Annotated in this window: 13 protein-coding genes; 3 read left to right on the forward strand and 10 right to left on the reverse strand. The window is 54.5% G+C overall.

The features are described from left to right. Positions 1–146: 146 nt before the first annotated feature. The 7 genes from ACOBR2_RS20415 to ACOBR2_RS20445 all read right to left on the reverse strand — a co-directional run bounded on the left by ACOBR2_RS20415 (position 147) and on the right by ACOBR2_RS20445 (position 6,822). Positions 147–1,064: a ParB/RepB/Spo0J family partition protein gene (locus tag ACOBR2_RS20415; protein ID WP_420237924.1), complete on the reverse strand. Its 918-nt coding sequence runs from the start codon at positions 1,062–1,064 to the stop codon at positions 147–149. Between the two features lie 165 nt (positions 1,065–1,229). Further along, complete coding sequence (locus ACOBR2_RS20420; RefSeq protein WP_420237925.1) at positions 1,230–2,093, reverse strand: ParA family protein; 864 nt, start codon at positions 2,091–2,093, stop codon at positions 1,230–1,232. Between the two features lie 388 nt (positions 2,094–2,481). Then, entirely contained in the window at positions 2,482–3,111 is a 630-nt protein-coding gene (gene rsmG / locus ACOBR2_RS20425; RefSeq protein ID WP_420237926.1) for a 16S rRNA (guanine(527)-N(7))-methyltransferase RsmG, read from the reverse strand. Beyond that, the gene (locus tag ACOBR2_RS20430; protein WP_420237927.1) at positions 3,111–3,848 is read right to left on the reverse strand and encodes a gamma-glutamyl-gamma-aminobutyrate hydrolase family protein; all 738 of its coding nucleotides are present in this window, start codon (positions 3,846–3,848) and stop codon (positions 3,111–3,113) included. Before ACOBR2_RS20430 ends, rsmG begins: the two co-directional genes overlap by 1 nt. A gap of 70 nt (positions 3,849–3,918) precedes the next feature. Continuing rightward, positions 3,919–4,665: a lysophospholipid acyltransferase family protein gene (locus ACOBR2_RS20435; RefSeq protein ID WP_420237928.1), complete on the reverse strand. Its 747-nt coding sequence runs from the start codon at positions 4,663–4,665 to the stop codon at positions 3,919–3,921. Further along, positions 4,662–5,987, reverse strand: coding sequence for a bifunctional folylpolyglutamate synthase/dihydrofolate synthase (locus ACOBR2_RS20440; RefSeq protein WP_420237929.1), 1,326 nt, complete (start codon positions 5,985–5,987; stop codon positions 4,662–4,664). The genes ACOBR2_RS20435 and ACOBR2_RS20440 overlap by 4 nt, the downstream gene beginning before the upstream one ends. Before the next feature lie 22 nt (positions 5,988–6,009). Next, on the reverse strand, positions 6,010–6,822 hold the full coding sequence (locus ACOBR2_RS20445; protein WP_420237930.1) for a hypothetical protein: 813 nt from the start codon (positions 6,820–6,822) through the stop codon (positions 6,010–6,012). Positions 6,823–7,513: 691 nt separating this feature from the next. Between ACOBR2_RS20445 and dnaN the strand changes: the two genes are divergently transcribed. After that, entirely contained in the window at positions 7,514–8,686 is a 1,173-nt protein-coding gene (gene dnaN / locus ACOBR2_RS20450) for a DNA polymerase III subunit beta (protein ID WP_420237931.1), read from the forward strand. 452 nt (positions 8,687–9,138) lie between these two features. Then, the gene (locus ACOBR2_RS20455; protein ID WP_420237932.1) at positions 9,139–12,570 is read left to right on the forward strand and encodes a carboxypeptidase regulatory-like domain-containing protein; all 3,432 of its coding nucleotides are present in this window, start codon (positions 9,139–9,141) and stop codon (positions 12,568–12,570) included. A gap of 113 nt (positions 12,571–12,683) precedes the next feature. On the opposite strand, the gene accD is transcribed toward ACOBR2_RS20455, so the two are convergent. Genes accD through ACOBR2_RS20470 form a run of 3 tightly spaced genes read right to left on the reverse strand, consistent with a single transcriptional unit; the run spans position 12,684 to position 14,666 of the window. After that, on the reverse strand, positions 12,684–13,562 hold the full coding sequence (accD, locus tag ACOBR2_RS20460) for an acetyl-CoA carboxylase, carboxyltransferase subunit beta (RefSeq protein WP_420237933.1): 879 nt from the start codon (positions 13,560–13,562) through the stop codon (positions 12,684–12,686). 46 nt (positions 13,563–13,608) lie between these two features. Further along, entirely contained in the window at positions 13,609–14,157 is a 549-nt protein-coding gene (gene cobO, locus ACOBR2_RS20465) for a cob(I)yrinic acid a,c-diamide adenosyltransferase (RefSeq protein ID WP_420237934.1), read from the reverse strand. 59 nt (positions 14,158–14,216) lie between these two features. Beyond that, complete coding sequence (locus ACOBR2_RS20470; protein WP_420237935.1) at positions 14,217–14,666, reverse strand: 23S rRNA (pseudouridine(1915)-N(3))-methyltransferase RlmH; 450 nt, start codon at positions 14,664–14,666, stop codon at positions 14,217–14,219. A 429-nt stretch (positions 14,667–15,095) separates the two neighbouring features. On the opposite strand from ACOBR2_RS20470, the gene ACOBR2_RS20475 reads away from it, so the two are divergent. Next, positions 15,096–18,578 carry a carboxypeptidase regulatory-like domain-containing protein gene (locus ACOBR2_RS20475; RefSeq protein ID WP_420237936.1) on the forward strand — a complete coding sequence of 1,161 codons (3,483 nt, stop codon included), beginning with the start codon at positions 15,096–15,098 and terminating at the stop codon, positions 18,576–18,578. Positions 18,579–18,655 lie beyond the last annotated feature (77 nt).

An 18,655-nucleotide genomic window follows, 5' to 3' on the forward strand; every position in this document is an offset into this window, starting at 1 on the left:
CACTTTTCCTTTTCGCAGGTGGAAAAACCGTCCCCTTCAAAAGATTGGCCCGCGAACAGCGATTTTTGAGGCAGTAAAAAACCGGGGACTGTCGCACTCAAAAAGTGCTTCAGTCCCCGGTTTCGTCGACTTGAATTTGTACGCTGTTAGTTGCCCGAAAGCTGCTCCATCAAGCGATCAAAACCTTCCAGGTTCGCGTATTCAATGATGACGCGACCGCGGCCATTCTTGTCTTCGATATAGACCTTCATGCCCAGCTTGCGCTGTAGTTCGACCTGAGCATCCTTGACGTTGGGATCGATCTGCGGCTCGGGTTTCTCCTGCTTGGAAAGCTTTTTCTCCGGATGGAGCTGCCCCTGTACGTAGCTTTCTGTTTGGCGAACGGAAAGCGAAAGCGCGGCCACCCTTTGCGCAGCTTTTTCAATCTCTTCCGCATGCTCGAAGGCGAGCAGGGCGCGGGCATGGCCAAAGCTCAGTTCGCCACCCTCCACGCGCTTTTGCACGCTTGCGGGCAGGCGCGTCAGGCGCAGGAAGTTGGCCACCGAGGCGCGATCCTTGCCGGTACGCTGGGCAATCTGCTCCTGCGTCATATGGAATTCGCGCCCCAGGCGCTCAAAGGCACGGGCCTGATCCATCGGATTCAGATCCGTGCGCTGCAAATTTTCAACGATGGTAATTTCCATCGCCTGCTCGTCAGAAACCTGGCGAACAATGGCGGGGATGGTGGCGCGGCCTGCCTTTTTGGAAGCCTGCCAGCGACGTTCGCCAGCGATGAGCTGGAAACGGCCTCCGGCGAGGGGACGAACCAGAATCGGCTGCACAACGCCATTGGCGGTAATGGAGGCGGCCAGTTCGGCTAGCTGCGCTTCATCGATGTTCGAACGGGTCTGGAAGGGATTGCGGTCGATCTGCTCGACAGGAATCTCGCGCGGCTTGCCGCCTTCGGCCTCGGCGGCAGCGGCAGGAGCTGCCGGCTTCGCCACAGGAGCGGGTACGCGGGGCAGCAGGGAATCGAGTCCCTTGCCAAGAGCGCGGCGCTTGCTATCGTGGGGGGCGTTACTCATTGTCTATTCCTTTTGTTTTTTGATTCAGTGATTGCCGCGTTCGCAATTTGTCAGAGCAAAACCGGAGTTTCCATTGGGGGCATGAAGAATGTGCAGGGTGCAGTTTTCTTATGGAAAACTGCACGGGAAAGCATCGACTCGCACTGCACCAACTCTGAATTTGCTTTAGGAATAAGGCCAGAAGCGGACCTTGGCTTCGGGTTTGCTTCTCTCCGGCTCAGGCAGCTTCTTATCCTTGGACTTTTTGGAGCGATTGGGCAGCTCGATCCCGTTGCGGGCCAGGAATTCGCCGGTCATCTCGAAGTACGCCTCGGTTCCACGGGAACGGGGATCGTAGAGAGCGACGGGCTTACCGTGGCTGGGAGCTTCGGCCAGACGAATATTGCGCGGAATCACCGTCTGATAGAGGCGTTCGCGGAAGTATTCGCGCAGCGTATCGGTCACCTGCTGCGAGAGGTTGGTGCGATCGTCGTACATGGTCAGCAGCACACCCTCTATGGTCAGCTCAGGGTTGAAGGCGGCACGCACCCGTTCGAGGGTCGAAACCAGCTCCGAAATGCCCTCCAGGGCAAAGTACTCGGCCTGCATGGGAACAATGAGCGACTCGGCGGCCGAGAGCACATTGAGCGTAAGCAGATCGAGCGCCGGGGGGCAGTCGAGAACAATAATGTCGTAGTTGTCGCGCACATCGGCCAGCGCATGGCGCAGGCGCAGGGTGCGGTCTTCGGCGTTGGCCAGCTCGACATTGGCTCCGGTCAGATTTTTCGTTCCGGGCAGCAGCCAGAGCGTCTCGATCTCGGTCTGCTGAATGGCCTCCTGGGCAGTGGCATCGCCCATATAGACGTCATAAACCGAACGGCGTTCATCGTCGCGAAGAAAGCCGACGCCGGAAGAAGCATTGGCCTGCGGATCACAATCGACCAGGAGGACGCGTAGCCCTTCGAGGGCGAGGCAGGCCGAGAGGTTGATGGCGGTGGTGGTTTTACCCACGCCACCTTTCTGATTGACGATTCCTAGAATCTTGCCCATGGCTTTCAAGAGTAAAAGTTGGCGCAGAAAACTGCGAACCACTTGCACTGTGGAGAACCAGGGTTTTCTGTGGAAAGGTTTTGAGTGGAGGCAAAAATGGGCTTTGTAGTGTGCTGAAAATAAACAGGTTCTTGGAGAAGGCGGAGGAGGGGCTTTCAGGGGCTAAATTCTACAAAATGGTGGAAAACTTCTTTTCCTGAGGGGATTTTAAGGGGCGTTTATTGGTAGCGTTCCGTTTTGGTTTTTATATCGATCTTGTTCCAGTTTGGTCCAGCTCTTCCTGTTCCTGACCTTTCTGTATTGTTCAATGTTCCACGTGGAACATTGAGGCGGGCAGAGAAGTAAGGAGTGGGCAATGTTCCACGTGGAACATTGCCCACCCCTCGAACTACTCTTCTTTCCTGCCTAGAAGAAGAACCTTCGCCCCTCCACCGGGGATCGGGGTCGCTGCCTGCCAATGAAATCTCTCACCCGCCGCAGTCTGCATTGCATTCTGTTCGGCCGTGGTACTCATCAATGCTAGAATGCCTCCGGCGCTGACCAGCGCCGCTGCCAGCGCAATGGCCCCAATCATCCGGTCCACCGCCCGCATCGTCACGCAATCGAAGGTCTTGCCCAACTCCTCCGCCCGGCGGGCGTGAACCTTCGCATCCAATCCCAGCGTACGAACCACTTCCTGCAGGAAAATAGCCTTCTTCCCCTGGGATTCAGCCAAGGTCACGGCAATCTCTGGGCGGCAGATCGCCACTGGGACCCCGGGGAAACCACCTCCAGAACCAAAGTCCAGCAAGGACGCCACTCCTGCGGGAATCTGCCGGGCGCAGGCAATGGATTCCAGAAAATGCCGGGAGAGTATCCCGTCCTCATCCCGAACCGCGCTCAGATTGGTCTTCGCATTCCAAAGAAGAAAGAGCCTCAAGTACTGCTCAAAACTCTCCGCCTCTCCCGTCGTGAGTTCCGCGCACCCCGCGCCCTGCAACAGCGACTGCAACTTCTCCATGCTTGAATTGCCTTCCATTACTTGCTCTCCTCTGCAGCTTTTGCAAATTCCTCTGCAGCTGCCTTGAATGCCAGAAAAATTGCCCGGGAGAACGCACTCTCCTGCAAGGTCCGCTCCGGATGCCACTGCACCGCCACCACAAAATGATCTTCGGCAGGCAGCTCAACCGCTTCTATGACTCCATCTACGGGAGAAATCGCCGCAACCCTCAGCCCTTCCCCTGGAACCCGGATCGCCTGATGGTGTGTGGAGTTCACCTGAATCAGCGGCCCAATTCCCTCTTCAAGCATTCCACTTAGCCGGGAATTCGCTGCAACCTCTACGGCATGAGCCTCCACAACCGTGCGTCCTGGCTGATGATTGACCGCTGTCTGCAGGTCCTGGGTCAGCTTGCCCACTCTCCACGCATTCAGACTCTGTGTGCCGTGGCAGATGGTCAAAACCGGCTTCTTGTGGGAAAAAGCCTCCGTCAGCAGGGCTTCGTCCACAAGGGTTCGCACAGGGTCTGAAGGTCCGCAGGCCGGGATGCGCGCTTCTCCATAGCGGGCTGGATCCACATCAAAGCGGCTGCCGGGCAGCAGAACCCCGTGGCAGGAGGCAGTCAGCTTCTGTCTTTCTGCCGGGGAAGTATCTAGCGGAATCGTGACCGGCTCAAGACCAACGCTGGACAGGGCATCGCAGTAGGCGGGCAGGGTGCGCTGGTTGTAGGCAGCATCCTCTGCGGTCGGAACGGGAAGGAGAATACGAAGGTTCATGACAGGACCAGTGTACCGGCTCTTTAGAGGAAGAGCAGTTCTACTGGTTCTCTTTTCTACAAGGATGGATCTATCGGTTCTGGTCGATCAGCTGCTGGATCGCATCCCGCATCCGCTCGCTGAGTTCGTTCACCTGGCGAAGATGCATTCCCCTGGTTTCAATCGGTTCTCCTACAACCAAAAGCAGCGGCGTCTGGAAGAGGTGACGGGTGTGCATGGGAAGCAGGTCGTAAACACCCAGCAAAGCCATGGGAACCACCGGAACCTGGGCACGAAGGGCCAAATAGGCAGCGCCAGAGAGAAACGGCTTCAGCTCTCCGTTCGACGTACGACCGCCTTCCGGAAAAACAAAGACCGGCATCTGGCCGCGTAGTGCCTTCACTGCGTTGCCGAGGCTGGCCAACGAGGCATGGGGATTGTCGGTGTCGATTGGCAGCTGCCCGGAGCGGTTCAGGTACCAGCCAATGAAGGGGACCTTCCAAAGCGGTTTGCGGGCAAGAATGCGAAACTGGAAACCCAGCGCCGAAAAAACCACCGGCGTATCCATGTACGAGGTGTGGTTGCAGGCAAGAACTGCAACCGGATGCTTGCGCAGATTTTCTGCCCCACGAACTTCCAGAGAGCAGCCAGAAAAACGCACCAAAAGCCGCGCCCAGAGCTGGGCAATCCGGTGCTGGCGCTGGCCACCCTTATCAAAACAAGAAACCAGCAGCGCTGCCGATCCGCAGCAAATTGTTGCCACAGCCATCAGAGGAATATGCAGCAGATTCGTCTTCCAACAGTAAAAGCGGGGCAGGGGATGCGGGCGTGTGCTCACTGACGGTATACCTCGCCCGCAAGAAGGATCGAACGCACCTCTCCAACTAGATAGACCGAGCCGGAGACGACGACCTCTTCAGCGCCAGCAATCTGCCGGGCGCATTGCAGAGCTTCTTCCACGGAAGTGGAAACTACTGCGTCCTCACCAAAAGCTTTCGCTGTTTCTCGCAGAACATCCAGCGAGGTAGCGCGTTGGCTGTGGATAGGAGCAAGAACAATTTTGCGAAAGAGCGGAAAAAGAATCTGCGCTAGTTCCGTGAGCGGCTTGTCGCGCAAGCAACTGAAAACAAGAACCGGCAAAAGATTATCCCGCATTGTGGCACGAAGGCCCGAGCGCAAAGCTTCGGCGCCGGCGGGATTGTGCGCAACATCCAGAATCCAGCGTTGGCCGTTGCGTTCAATTTTCTCCAGCCGCCCAGGCCAGCGAGTAGCAGCAATTCCTTCTTCAATCACGCGCGCATTCAGGCGGGAAAAACCTAGCGCTCCCATTTGATCCACGGCGGCCAGCGCCAGGGCCAGATTCCGGTGCTGATGTTCGCCATGCAACGGCGAATGCACAGAAATTCCCTCGCCCATCATCTGCAGCGGATAGGAATCTTCTGCCTTCTGAGGAGGCAAGAAGGGAAGCGCGCTCACAGCAACGGCTCGAACTGCCTGGCAGATTTCGCCGATTCCGCGATCCACCTCGGGCTGCTGCGGCAACGTAATCGCTGGCTTAGCTGGGCGCAGAATTCCCGCTTTTTCCCGGGCAATCGAGTAAAGATCCGGCCCCAGCCACTCGGTGTGATCGAGCGAAATGTCGGTAATCACGGAAAGAATCGGCTCAACGACGTTGGTCGCGTCCAGCCGCCCCCCCATGCCCACTTCCAGAACTGCAATCTCCACCTTCTGTTCACTGAAGAAGGAAAAGGCCAGCGCCGTAATCACCTCAAAAAAGCTGGGCGGCTGCGGCAAAGTTCCTGCCACAACAAGACGGTCTGCCGCCTCTTTCACGCGGAAAAAATGATGCGCAAAATCTTCGTCGGCAATGTCGATGTTGCCAATACGAATGCGCTCATTCACGCGGGTCAGATGCGGTGAAGTATAGAGGCCTGTCCGGTAGCCAGCGGTATGAAGGATCGAGGCAAGAGAGGAAGCGGTGGAACCTTTTCCATTGGTACCAGCAATCAATACAGCGGGGAAATTTTTCTCTGGCGAGCCGAGAGCCTCAAGCAGGCTCCGGACTTCACTGAGAGAAAACTTGCGGCGCGGCTGGCCAGGCAACACAGACAGCTCGGGCATCATGGAAAAAAGCTGGGCAGTGGCGTCGGCGTAAGACATGAAATTCCAGTATAGATTGCGCTTATTGCTTGAGCAGCAATTCAAGCGCCTGCCGGGCGTTCTGCAAACAATCCCTGGCCTCATCTTCCGAAAGCAAACCCTGATGCACCGCCTTGCGACCCACGTCGTTCACCTTGTTGGCCACATGCGGAAAGTCTGGGTCAAAACCGGTGAGCGTCATGTTGTTGTTCACTTCATGCAACAGATTGCCGAGCGTTGGCGTATTGCGATAGCGCGTCTTCAGCAATTTTTCCAGCTGCGGCGGAAGCTTCTGCTTGATTGCCTCTTCCAGGACGGAACGACACATGACGGCACAGGCCGTAAACAGGCCAAAAAAATAGCAGCGGGTCGCCTCATCCAGATAACGGTCTGCTTCCTCGGAACTTGCGGTTCCCACCACGCACTCCCGCAGATGAGTCGCGCGGAAGACGGCGGGCTCAACCATCTCCAACAACTCAAGCGTAAAAGCAGTGCGCAGCAGGTTGTTCTGCTCGCTATCCAGAGCGCGCTGAATCTCCATCCACGCCGGAGTCAGATGGCTATCGTCGGCCTTCTGCAGACGGGTAAGGGAAGTAAGCCTCTGCCGGGCATGCTCAACAAAGCCCTGCTGCATCTCACGTGCCAGCCTCTGCCACTCCTGTACAAAGCCATCGGGACTACTTTGATAACGTTCCCACATCTCCTGATAGACCACAGGAGGCAAGACCGTAGCCAACTGGGAGAATCTACCCGAGCGAGCGAGTTCGGCAATCGCTTCACAAAAACCAAGTCCTGGCGCAGCTTCGGCCGACATTTTCAATAAATCGGACTCTAGCCGCCCAATTTCAATAGTCATGTTTGTTCCTCAATGCCGAGCTCGCTTTCTATTAGAAACCGGACCGGAAAAATTTTTTTACTTTTCTAGCTTCTATTTTCTCCCCTTCCAGCTTCGGGAAGCGTACCGAGTCTTGCACAGATGCGGGAACCAATTGTGGAATCTTCGGATTACGCGTCCCTTGTGGAAGACTCGTCCCTTCCAAGAAATTGAAAAATAAAGCGCCGGACGAGCTTTCCACGAAAACGACCTACTTTACACAGCCCTTTTTGCGTTCCTTGTGGGAGTCGTGGGAATCATGGGACAGGTTTTACTCATATCCTCCTGGTTTTCCTAATATCCTGAATTGCACAGCCCAGTTTTAGAAAAAAAGACATGTAGTTAAAGAACTTGAATTCAACAATTTCCACCATTTTTCCAATTTTCCACCGGCATCTACGGGTACTACGGGCAAAGTATCTCTTCAACACTGGAAAAAAACCAACCGTCGCTTCGCTTTGAGGTTTTCGCGGAAAACTCACCCGCTTCCGCGAAAGATTTTCCAAGGGCTCAGAACAAGAAAAATCACGCAATCCACGCTTCGGACTCTTTTTCCACTCTTTGTGGCGGGCTAGAATCAAGAAGTAGAAAAGACAGCCACTTCCGCAGGGCCCCCAGTTGATGTAGATTGAGGCCAGCGCAGGAAGCGGGCTAGTGCAGCGAGCGTAGACGTATGCCAGTCGTCGAACCGGAGCAGGAGCAGCCATCCGCGCAGGGGGCAGCGATGGAGATTACCGTAAGCCGTCAGGATCTGCTGAAGGAACTCACCGCCACGCAGAGCGTGGTGGAGCGCAAAACCACGATCCCGATTCTGTCCAACTTTTTGATTGAAGCCGAAGACGATCGACTGACCATTACGGCCACCGATCTGGACCAGGCCATTCGTACCAGCACCGCGGTAAAGATCAAGAAGCCTGGTTCCTGCACAATTCCCGCCCGCAAGCTTTACGACTACATCAAGCTTCTTCCTGACGGCGAGATTTCGATCAAGCTGCTGGAGAACCACTGGGTGCAGATTCGCAGTGGCCGGTCGAACACCAAGGTTGTGGGCATGGCCCGGGCCAATTACCCGCAGGTGCCCGAGTTCCCCGCCGGCGAGGTCATCACACTTCCCGTCATTGCCTTCAAAACGCTGATTGCGCGTACCATCTTCGCTATCTCCACCGAAGAGTCGCGCTATACGCTCAACGGAGCTTTGCTCGTTCTCAAGCCGGAATCACTGGCCATGGTAGCTACCGACGGCCATCGCCTGTCCTTCGTTGAAAAGCCTGGCGAGAAGCTTACTGGCGTCACGGCAGAAAAGCGGGTTCTGGTTCCGCGCAAGGCTTTGCAGGAATTGCAACAATTATTGGGCAATACCGAGGAAGAAACCCTGGAGTTTGCCGATGACGAGCACACCCTCTTCTTCCGCATCGGTCAGCGCACACTCAGCACCCGTAAGCTGAGCGGCCAGTTCCCCAATTTTGAAGCCGTCATGCCGCGCGACAACCACAAGTTCGCCATTGTGCGCTGTACCGAACTGGGTGCAGCCATTCAGCGCGTGGCCCAGTTTGCCGACGAGCGTTCGGGTGCCATCCGCATGCGGCTGGAGGCCAACGAACTGAAGGTGAGCGCCAACTCCACCGAAACCGGTGAGTCGGAAGACATCATCGACACGCCTTACGACAGCGATCCCATCATGGTGGGTTTCAACTCGTCCTATATTCTGGAGTTCCTTAAGGCCATCGGTAACGAAGGCGAGGTCCGGTTAGAGTTCAAGGACTCGCAGTCCGCCGGCCAACTACGCCCGGAGGATCCTGAGGCAGAGTACAAGTACCGTTATGTATTGATGCCTATGCGCATCTGAGAAACACAATCGAAAAAATAATAATTGGTAGCCTGTGTATGTATTTTTGTAGATACATGCACAGGCTATATCTATTTGTATGCAGAAAGCAGTGTTGCATTCGATTTAAGGAATCTTTAAATATCAGAAAAAGCAATAGATAATATAAATATAAAATTATTTATACCGTCCTTATAGTTTGGTGTCTAAATTGCTAAATAGAAGATAACCGTGGCCTCGTCACCCAGACGCCAATGACTCGGTTCTTGTTCACATATCTGTTGTTCTGGTGAGATTTACCCCCGTAGTTCTCGCACAGGATTTTCTACAACCGGCTTAATGCGTACAGACCTCCATCCAGAGGATGGGGGGCTGATGAATTTTGCCCTGGCAGTAGACCGGTCCCAGGGAACACAAAAGTGGATAGTGGTGATATTCCTGCGCCAAAGGCCCCATTGTACTTGGAGGAAAAGATGAAAGTTAACCGTTTAGTGGCAGCTGTACTGATGTTCAGCCTTGCCTCTGTGGTCGCAGTGACAACAAATATGTTGTCCACAACGGTAAGCGCCCAGTCGATTATCTCAGGCGATATCACGGGCACGATTGCAGACCCTTCGGGAGCAGCGTTGCTCAATGCTCAGGTTGAAGTCACAAGTGCAACTACGGGACAGACAAAGACGGTTATCGTAGATAAAACAGGAGGCTACCGTGTTCCTTTGCTTCCTCCTGGCAAGTACAAGGTAACGGCGTCTGTCGCTGGTTTCGATACCGTTTCCGCTACCACAACGGTAGCTACGGGCTCCATCGCCACGGTGAATCTGGTTCTTGCTGTCGGAAAGGCATTGACTACCGTGGAAGTTTCTGGTGGTGACATCCAGACTCTCGACGTGGACGATGCGCAGTTGTCGACCTCCTTCGATGTGGCTCAGATCCAGAATCTGCCGAACCCCGGCAATGACCTTACCTTTGTGGCTCAGACGACGCCCGGTGCGGTCATGAATACGCAGTCTGGTTATGGTAACTTTTCGGTCAACGGCCTGCCTGGTACCTCCAATATGTATACGGTCAACGGTGGCTATGAAGGTGATCCTTACTTGAACGTGGGCAACTCTGGCGCCAGCAACCTTCTGCTTGGCAACAATGACGTTGACACGGTAACCGTGACCACCAACAGCTTTGACGTGGCCTTCGGTGGTCTTGGTGGCGCTCAGGTAAACGAAATGACTCGCTCTGGCTCCAACCAGTATCACGGGAATGCTCTTTACTGGTGGAACGGGCGCGCCATGAACGCCAACAGCTGGTTCAATAAGTATTACGGCACGGCACGCGCTTTTGATAATGCCAACCAGTGGGCGACTTCGGTGGGTGGTCCCATCAAAAAGAACAAGATTTTTGGCTTCGTTGATTACGAAGGCATTCGTGTCTTGATTCCTACTCGAGGCACCGTCTATGCTCCCAGCCCCAACTATCAGGCGGCAATTCTTGGTACGGCCTCGTACGACACGATTTCTGCAGCCAATCCGAATGGCCTGATCCCTGACGGCAACTTGGCCTACAACGGACTCTCGTCGCAGGCATCTCTATATAAGACGATCTTTTCGTACTACAACAATGCCAAGAACTTTTCGCAGGGTAGCGTAGACGCGAACGATCCTGATACCTGGATCTTCAACGGTCAGGCCACCAACTTTGCCAAGGAGTGGCTGATCAATGATCGCGTAGACGTCGTTCTCGGCCCACAAGACAACTTGTTTGTTCACTCCAAGGTCGACCATGGTGTGCAGCCTACCGAAAGCAGCTATCTTGATTCGGTTTTTGCGGCACAGAGCCCCCAGCCAGCTTATGAGGGACAGTTTGGTTACAACCACACGTTTTCATCCACGTTGACGAACCAGTTTTTGTTTGCCGCAAGCTATGCGCGTTCGATCTTTACCAACACAAACGCTTCGAAGGCATTTGCCTCTGTTCCCTTTGTGTTGATTGCAGAAGGCGAAAACTCGGGCTGCGTACAGTACAAAGCTGACGGAACGACTTGCGAACGCTACTATGACTGGAACTCGTCTGGTGCCGGTCAGGTTGGCGGTGAGGATTATGCCTTTCCTCAGGGCCGCATGGTTACCGGCTATCAGTTCAATGATGATTTGACCTGGATCAAGGGCAAGCACACCCTGAAGTTTGGTTATACCTTCCGCCGTGACGACATCACCGACTACACGTCGAGCGAGCACGCTTATGGCAAAGGTGGTGCAGAAAGCTTAATCTACGATCAGGGCGACTTCGCAGCAGGTTATAGCGACGTCTGGGTTGAACGTTTTGCCAATCGCCCGAACCAGCCAGTAGCACTGTACGTTGAAGGTGCCTATGCTCAGGATCAGTGGAAGCCGCTGCCGAATTTGACTGTGACCGCCGGTATTCGTGCGGAGCATAACTCCAACCCAATCTGCGTGACAAACTGCGTGTCGAATTTCGCGCAGGACTTCAGCAGCCTGCCTTCCTCGACATCCTCTCCCTACAACACGATTATGGCTTCCGGTCGTCACCGTGCCTTCTTCAAGGAACAGAGCGTGGCTTACCAGCCGCGTATCGGTTTTGCCTACCTGCCGTCGGGAGCCAACTCCAAGACCACGATCCGTGGTGGCGTTGGATTCTTCAACGATTATTTTCCGGCTCAGGTCATGGGCAACCTGGTTTCTAACATGCCTTCGGTGGATCGTTTTACGGCCTATGGCGCGTACTATGGTTATTCCACAGTGCTTGATCCTACGAGCTCGGCCAGCGGTCACTACGAGGCCTCTGTCTCGAATGCTGCCCTCCAGAGCCTGTACTCGAAGGGTGCCTGCTATAGCGGTTGCGGCTCGTCTCTGAGCCTGTCTACAGTGACCGGTGGTGTGTTTACCCGTCCGACGGTAGTTGGTACGGCGCATAACATCAAGCTGCCCACCTATATCGAGTGGAACTTTGCTGTCGAGCATGAGGTCTATCGCAATACCGCCCTCAAGCTGACCTACGTTGGTAACCGTTCCTATCACCAGCCTGTTTCGTATATGCCCAATGCCTACTACCATGCGTATTCGAGCACTGGTGCAAACGCTACCCTTCCCACCTCGCGCCCGAATGCCGCACTCGGCAGTGTCACGGAGTACTACAGTGGTTCGTCCTCGAACTACAATGGCTTGCAGGCACAGCTCGTTAGCCGCGTGAACTGGCTAACCTACTCTATTAACTACGCGTGGGGACATGCTCTTGACACCACGTCTAACGGTGGATTTGATTCTTTTGGCGACAATTCTGCTAGTCAGATTAACCCTTACAATCTGCGTCAGAACTATGGCAACGCCGACTATGATGTGCGTCAGTACGTCAGCGGCAACTATGTGATTGCCATTCCGCACACCAAGGGACCGCGTCTTTTCGTAGACAACTGGGAAGTTTCGGGTACGGTCTTCCATAACACCGGCTATCCGTTCTCGGTAACAGATACGACCGGTAACATTGTTTACGGCAACGCCGCACTGGCAAAGCAGAAGGACAACCACTTCAATCACCATTGCGGTGGAAACCATGCTGCCAAGGCTTGTGACTTTGCATCCCACTTCACCAATTCAACGGATTATGGTCAGCAGGCCCGTAACCAGCTGTTTGGACCGAATTACACAGATGTGGACATGGATGTGGCCAAGGGCTTTGAACTTCCCTACACCCACGGAGCCAAACTGAAGGTAGCTGTTCAGTTCTTCAATCTGTTCAATCACCCGAACTTCAGCCAGCCTGACTTCGAAGTCAACGATGGCACCTTCGGTACCATTACCTCGACGGCCAGCACGCCAACGTCGATCCTTGGATCGGGTCTTGGTGGAGATGCTTCGCCTCGTCTGATTCAGCTGAAGGGTTCGATTACCTTCTAATTCTTGCTGAGAAATAAAGAGCGGGCGCCTCTTCGGAGGCGCCCGCTTTATTTGCTGAAATTCTGTGAAGATTTGTCAGAGCTTACGCTTTGCACACAGCGTAAAGCAAAAACCTAGCTGCGCACCTGCATAAAGTCAAGAGCGCGTTCCAGGTAGGCTTTCATCTCCTTGCGGTGAACCACAGCATCTAGGAAGCCCTTTTCCAGCAGGAATTCAGAGCGCTGGAAGCCTTCCGGCAGCTTCTGGCGGATGGTCTGCTCGATCACGCGGGGACCGGCAAAGCCGATCAGGGCACCGGGTTCGGCAATGTTCAGGTCGCCCAGCATGGCAAAGCTGGCCGTAACGCCGCCCGTTGTGGGGTCAGTGAGCACGCAGATGTAGGGAATGCCCTCATCGTCGAGCTGGGCCAGCACAGAGGAGATTTTGGCCATCTGCATGAGGCTGGCCACGCCTTCCATCATGCGCGCGCCGCCTGAGGCTGCCACTACGATCAGCGGCTTATGGCTCAGCAGGGCACGGTCAGCGGCGCGGGCAATGGTTTCACCCACCACCGAGCCCATGGAACCACCAATAAAGCTGTACTCCATGGCGCTGAGCACGACCTCGTGCTTGCCGATGCGTCCGAGAGCATTCACAATCGCATCGTTCAGGCCGGTCTGCTCCTGAGCCTTGCGCAGGCGCTGCTTGTAGGGCTTGATGTCGGTGAAGTTGAGCGGGTCGGTCGAGACCAGTCCGGAGTCCACCAGCTCGAAGGCAGGCTCCAGCAGCAGCGCACAGCGCTCGCGTGCGCCTAACTTGAAGTGGTTCTGGCACTTGGGACAAACCAGCAGGTTTGCCTCCAATTCCGCCTTCCAGATTGTTGTCCGGCAGCCCAGACACTTGATCCACAGGCCTTCGGTGCGCACCGTCTTTTCGCCGGCGTCGCCATTCACCGAGGCGGTGGTGGCCACACTGGCGGCATACTCGTTATTTTCGCGCTTGAACCAGGACATACCGTACCCCATTGTATATGGGCCGGGAATCCCTACCAAAGCAGAATTAATATTCGATGCCGCGCTGGGCCAGAATGCCCTTTTGGTAGGCGTGTTTAACCTCGCGCATCTCCGTGACCGTGTCGGCCAGCTCCACCAGCAGGGGATGGGCATTGCGGCCGGTCAGAATCACATGGAGCATCTCGGGACGGTTGCGGAGCACATCCGCCACCACGGCAGGGTCGAGCATCTTGTAGCCGATGACGTAGTTGATCTCATCGAGCACGATCAGATCCCACTCGTCGCTTTCGATGGCCTCGCGGGCCTCATCCCACGCGGCCAACACCAGACGCAGATCCTCAGGATCGGTTTCGGCGCCGCCCACCTTCACAAAGCCTCGGCCCATCTGCTTGAGCACAAAGTTCTCGCCAAAGGCCTGACAGGAATCCAGTTCGCCGTAATGCCATGATCCTTTGAGGAACTGAAGTACCAGCACGCGCATGCCACAGCCCACGGCACGCAGCGCGGTACCAAGCGCGGCAGTGGTTTTGCCCTTGCCGGGGCCGGTGTTGATCAGCAGCAGGCCACGGCGGGCGTCGGAAGAAGGTTCGGTCATGGATGGGCTCCTGAAGGGCTTGGGAAAAGGGACTCGATGCTGGAAGCTAGGAGCTGTTCTTAGTGTCCAGAATGATAAGGATGTCCGGTCAGAATGGTGAAGGCGCGATAGATCTGCTCGGCGGCTACCAGACGGGCCAGCGCGTGGGCCAGCGTCATGGGCCCGAGTGAGAGCAGCAGGTCAGCACGTTTGCGGGCAGAGTCACTCCAGCCGTCTGCCGGTCCGATAGCAAAGACTAGATGCTGTGCGCCCAGATCGCGGCGGTCGCCAATCCAGGCGGCAAATTTTTCCGAAGAAAGGAGCTTGCCGCGACTGTCGAGCAGGATAGAGGTGGCCGGAGTGCGGCCCTTCTGGCGGTCCAGCCAGGACATGAAGTCTGCTTCGGAGCGGAAGGCCTCGACCTTGCAGTGGGCAAAAGTCGAACAGCGTTCCAGGTAAGCCTGGATCAGCGGTTCGTAGCCGTCCCGGGAGGTGGAGGTGGCACCAATGTGGATGAGGGAGATGTTCACCAGAAGAGAATACCTGAGCGGCGGAGCAGAGGAAGGCATAAAGATCCCATAATGACTCGTTAGGTGAACCGTGCGAAAAAGGGAAGAAAATACCGAAAAAATACGCATTTTCATAGCCTATATAATGGAAAGTCTGATCAATAGCTGGTAAATATATTTATTTTTAATGACTTAAAAAATCACAGAGCGCCCATAAGTTTGGCGCAGATATTGCTATGAACAACGACAAATTCCCGTAGATTGCCAGAAGCAACCCAGCGGATGGCAGGGCATTACAGGGAAGTTTCCTCTTCTTCAGCACGGACGAACTAAAACAGAAGGTTTTGCGCACTGGCTATTTTCCCAAGCTAGCCGGTACGGGATTACTTCAACCGAGTACACGAAGGCATGATTGAAGTGCCTCGGGCTCATTACACACTGGAGGAATGAATGCGGTTGAACCGTTTTCGGAACCTGGTTCTTGCGTCGGCGATGGCCTTCTCCATGGGCTTCGTAGCTAGCTCGAACCAAATGATCGCGTATTGCCAGGAAACCACTGGCGGTCTGCAAGGTACTGTAAAGGATCCCTCAGGCGCGGTTGTGCCCAAGGCGAAGATCGTAGTCAGCGGTTCGTCGCTGATCGGTGCCAAGGAAATTATCTCTGACGCGAGTGGTTATTATCGAGTCTCCAACCTTCCTTCGGGCACGTACACAGTCTCCGTGAAAGCGGAAGGCTTCAAGTCTTCCAAGCGCGAAGGCGTGACGATTCAGGTTGGCCATCAACCAACGGTTGACGTTACCCTCCAGTTGGGCGATGCGACCACGACGGTCGAAGTGAATGAAGAAGCTCCTGTCATCGACACCACGACGACCCAGAACCTGACAAACCTGAGCGGCGAGTCGTTGCAGAATCTGCCTACAGGAACCTCATTCCAGTCGGTAATCCAATTTGCCCCAATGGCGCACAATGAGCCTTTGGCAGGATCTACAGGCGGCACGGGCGGTTCGATGCCTGGATCGAGCGGCAATGGCAACTCAGTTGGTTACTCGATTGGTGGTGCTGCTGACTCGGAGAGTGCCTATCTGATTGAAGGTCAGGATACGGAAAACATCTCCGGTGGCTATTCGAATGCCAACGTTCCCATGGACTTCATTCAGGAAGTTCAGATCAAGACCTCGGGAATCTCCTCCGAATACGGTGGCGCCCTCGGTGGTGTGATTAATGTAGTGATGAAGAAGGGCTCGAATGACTATCATGGTGGCCTGTTCACCACGTATCGTTCGAATCTTACCGATTCCAATCAGTTCAATTCGACTCTCCGCTACGATCCGAATGGTACCAGTTCTACGGTTGTGGACCCGACGGCTCAACAGTACCAGCGTAAGGCAGATAGCTATACGGATTTGCAGCCTGGTTTTTATATTGGTGGACCTGTTCTTAAGAACCGGCTCTGGTTCTTTGCAGGTATTGCTCCCATGCTGAATTCAGTCGGTCGCGAAGTAGATTTCACATCGAGTGATTCGAATGCAGGAAAGCTCAACTTTACTCAGAACAGCAAGACATATTACACGAATGCTCGTCTAGACTACGCACTGAACCAGAAGGTGCGCCTTTCGGCCTCGTGGCTCTATCAGTACACCCGTGAAATGGGAGATACTCTGCCTGTGGCGGATCCGATTGCATCGCAGTCGAGCTATCTGAACACTGCCATCGATTCTCCGATCACTTCCTACGCATACGGCTATGGGTTTTCTGCACCAAATGCGACTTGGAACTTTGGTGCAGACATCACCCTGACTCAGAAGCTGGTTTCGACCACTCGTTTTGGATATTTCTTCCAGAACTATCACGACTTCGGTTGGCAAACCACAGGTGTTGATCTTGACTGGGGTGCTGGTGCAACCACGGCCAACGATAACGCGGGTAACCCTCTTCCGAGCACCCTGGCCCAAGCCGAAGGTACTCAAACAAGTGCCTATAACGAAACCTACACGAAATACAATGCCAGCAAGCACATCCAGCTGAATCAGGACTTCTCTTACTACATCAGCAGTCGCTGGGGGACACACAACATCCGTGCGGGCTATCAGTTGAACCACCTGTCCAACGTAATTAACCAAAATGGTAACGTGCCGTTGGTGTACCTCTATCCGGGTGCTGGAAAGAAGCACAGTGCCATGACGAGTAATGGTACCTCGAATTGTGCGCTGCTTAAGACAGAGTGGGGTTACTGTGCTGGTCAATACGGCTGGGCAGAAGTGCAGGATTTTTCAACAATCCTGACCACGCCAGCAGTGGACTGGAACCATGCCTTCTATGGACATGATTCCTGGACGATGGGTCATGGCCTGACACTGGATCTTGGCCTCCGCATCGAGAAGGAAAGCTTGCCTGCACCTGACGGCGCTAAGGTGAGTGCAATTGACTTTTCATGGGCTGACAAGATTGAACCGCGTGTAGGCGCTGCCTGGGACCCAACTCAGAAGGGCAAAATGAAGCTCTTCGGCAGCTATGGCGTTGTGAATGACGTCATGAAGCTTTTGCTGGCTCAGACTTCCTGGGGCGCACAGGCATATGAGGATTGCTATTATCCTCTTGGACCGAACGGAAGTGGAACATTTGCCGATTCTGACATTGATCCTGTTTTTGTCAATGGTCGCGGTTGCCCGAGTGCTGCATCCAACGTTGGTGCAAACTTCAACGGCAACAAAGTCCCGACTTCGTTTGTTGATTCAAAAACTAACGTAGGCCTGATCGAAAATGTGAACTGGCGTGCTTGGGAGCCCGTGGCTCCTAGTGTAAAGCCTTACCGCCAACATGAATTTGTTGTTGGTTACGACTACGAAGTCAAGCCAGGTTATTCGGTTGAAGTTCGTTATGACCGCCGTCGCCTTGACCACGTTATTGAAGATGCTTCATTGTCTGACGTGAACTGGGGCGAAACTTATACGGTTGTGAACCCCGGTGAAGGTGTAAACAAAACAATCAACAGTTATGCCAGTTATCTGTCTTCTCTTGGTGAGGCATTTGGTGTGCCCGGATGGTCATTTGATCAGTCGGCTTTTGGCACCTGCACTAGCTGCCCTGCCAACCCGAAGGCAATTCGTAACTATGACGGCGCAGAGTTCCGTTTGACGATGAATCCCTCGGCCCATTGGTCCGGCATGGTCAGCTACACCTACAGCAAACTGTGGGGTAACTACACCGGCCTGACTACCACCGACCAGATTGATGGTGGTTCGACGGGTCGTAACTCACCTGATACGACCCGCGCCTTTGATGAGCCGTTCTACTACTTCAAGTACGACGGCAAGTCGAGCAACGGTCCTCTTCCGACCGATCGTCCGAATACCTTCAAGGGAAACATCTTCTACCAGCACCGTTGGAACTCGAAGCATACGTCGAACATTGGTCTGAACCAGAACATTCTGCAGGGCAGCCCGGTCAGCTCCTATATCGATCTGGGTTCTGCAAGTAGCACCCCTCTGGAAGCAACCTATATATGGGGTCGCGGAAACTGGGTCAATGCGACTTCGAATTCAAGCGGTAACATCACTCTCGGCAATCCTTATGCGCGTCGCACTCCCTGGTTCTTCCAGTCGGATATCGATGTTTCGCATGAGATCAAGCTCGCAGAAGGCAAGAACATCAAGTTCATGTTTACCGCAACCAATGCGTTCAATAACCACTCGGTAGTCGCATATTGGGGTGGCCTGGACTCAAACTATTTCGAGACGGCTCTTTCGCCCACGAATTCTACTACCGGAAGTGCAGTTACAATGTCGGATGGTGCTTCACTGTACCAAACACTGGAAACCGGCTACAGCCTTGCAACTCCGCTAGCATCGGTGATCCAGAATTCGCAGTACGGTAAGCCGAACATGTGGCAGCAGCCTCGCAATACACGCTTTGAGGTTCACTACAACTTCTAACTCGCTCCTACCAACCCATCAGAAAGGGTCCGCTTCGGTGGACCATTTCTGTATTTTGGGGCAGCAAAAAGGGCATC

It is taken from the genome of Telmatobacter bradus (genome assembly GCF_048629425.1).
Taxonomy (GTDB): domain Bacteria; phylum Acidobacteriota; class Terriglobia; order Terriglobales; family Acidobacteriaceae; genus Telmatobacter; species Telmatobacter bradus.

Excerpts from the sequence above, each read along its gene's own strand:
- ACOBR2_RS20420 (WP_420237925.1), bottom strand. The coding sequence starts at position 2,093 with ATGGGCAAGATTCTAGGAATCGTCAATCAGAAAGGTGGCGTGGGTAAA.
- rsmG (WP_420237926.1), bottom strand. The coding sequence starts at position 3,111 with ATGGAAGGCAATTCAAGCATGGAGAAGTTGCAGTCGCTGTTGCAGGGC.
- ACOBR2_RS20475 (WP_420237936.1), top strand. The coding sequence starts at position 15,096 with ATGCGGTTGAACCGTTTTCGGAACCTGGTTCTTGCGTCGGCGATGGCC.
- ACOBR2_RS20455 (WP_420237932.1), top strand. The coding sequence starts at position 9,139 with ATGAAAGTTAACCGTTTAGTGGCAGCTGTACTGATGTTCAGCCTTGCC.
- ACOBR2_RS20415 (WP_420237924.1), bottom strand. The coding sequence starts at position 1,064 with ATGAGTAACGCCCCCCACGATAGCAAGCGCCGCGCTCTTGGCAAGGGA.
- accD (WP_420237933.1), bottom strand. The coding sequence starts at position 13,562 with ATGTCCTGGTTCAAGCGCGAAAATAACGAGTATGCCGCCAGTGTGGCC.
- dnaN (WP_420237931.1), top strand. The coding sequence starts at position 7,514 with ATGCCAGTCGTCGAACCGGAGCAGGAGCAGCCATCCGCGCAGGGGGCA.
- ACOBR2_RS20430 (WP_420237927.1), bottom strand. The coding sequence starts at position 3,848 with ATGAACCTTCGTATTCTCCTTCCCGTTCCGACCGCAGAGGATGCTGCC.
- cobO (WP_420237934.1), bottom strand. The coding sequence starts at position 14,157 with ATGACCGAACCTTCTTCCGACGCCCGCCGTGGCCTGCTGCTGATCAAC.
- ACOBR2_RS20440 (WP_420237929.1), bottom strand. The coding sequence starts at position 5,987 with ATGTCTTACGCCGACGCCACTGCCCAGCTTTTTTCCATGATGCCCGAG.
- ACOBR2_RS20445 (WP_420237930.1), bottom strand. The coding sequence starts at position 6,822 with ATGACTATTGAAATTGGGCGGCTAGAGTCCGATTTATTGAAAATGTCG.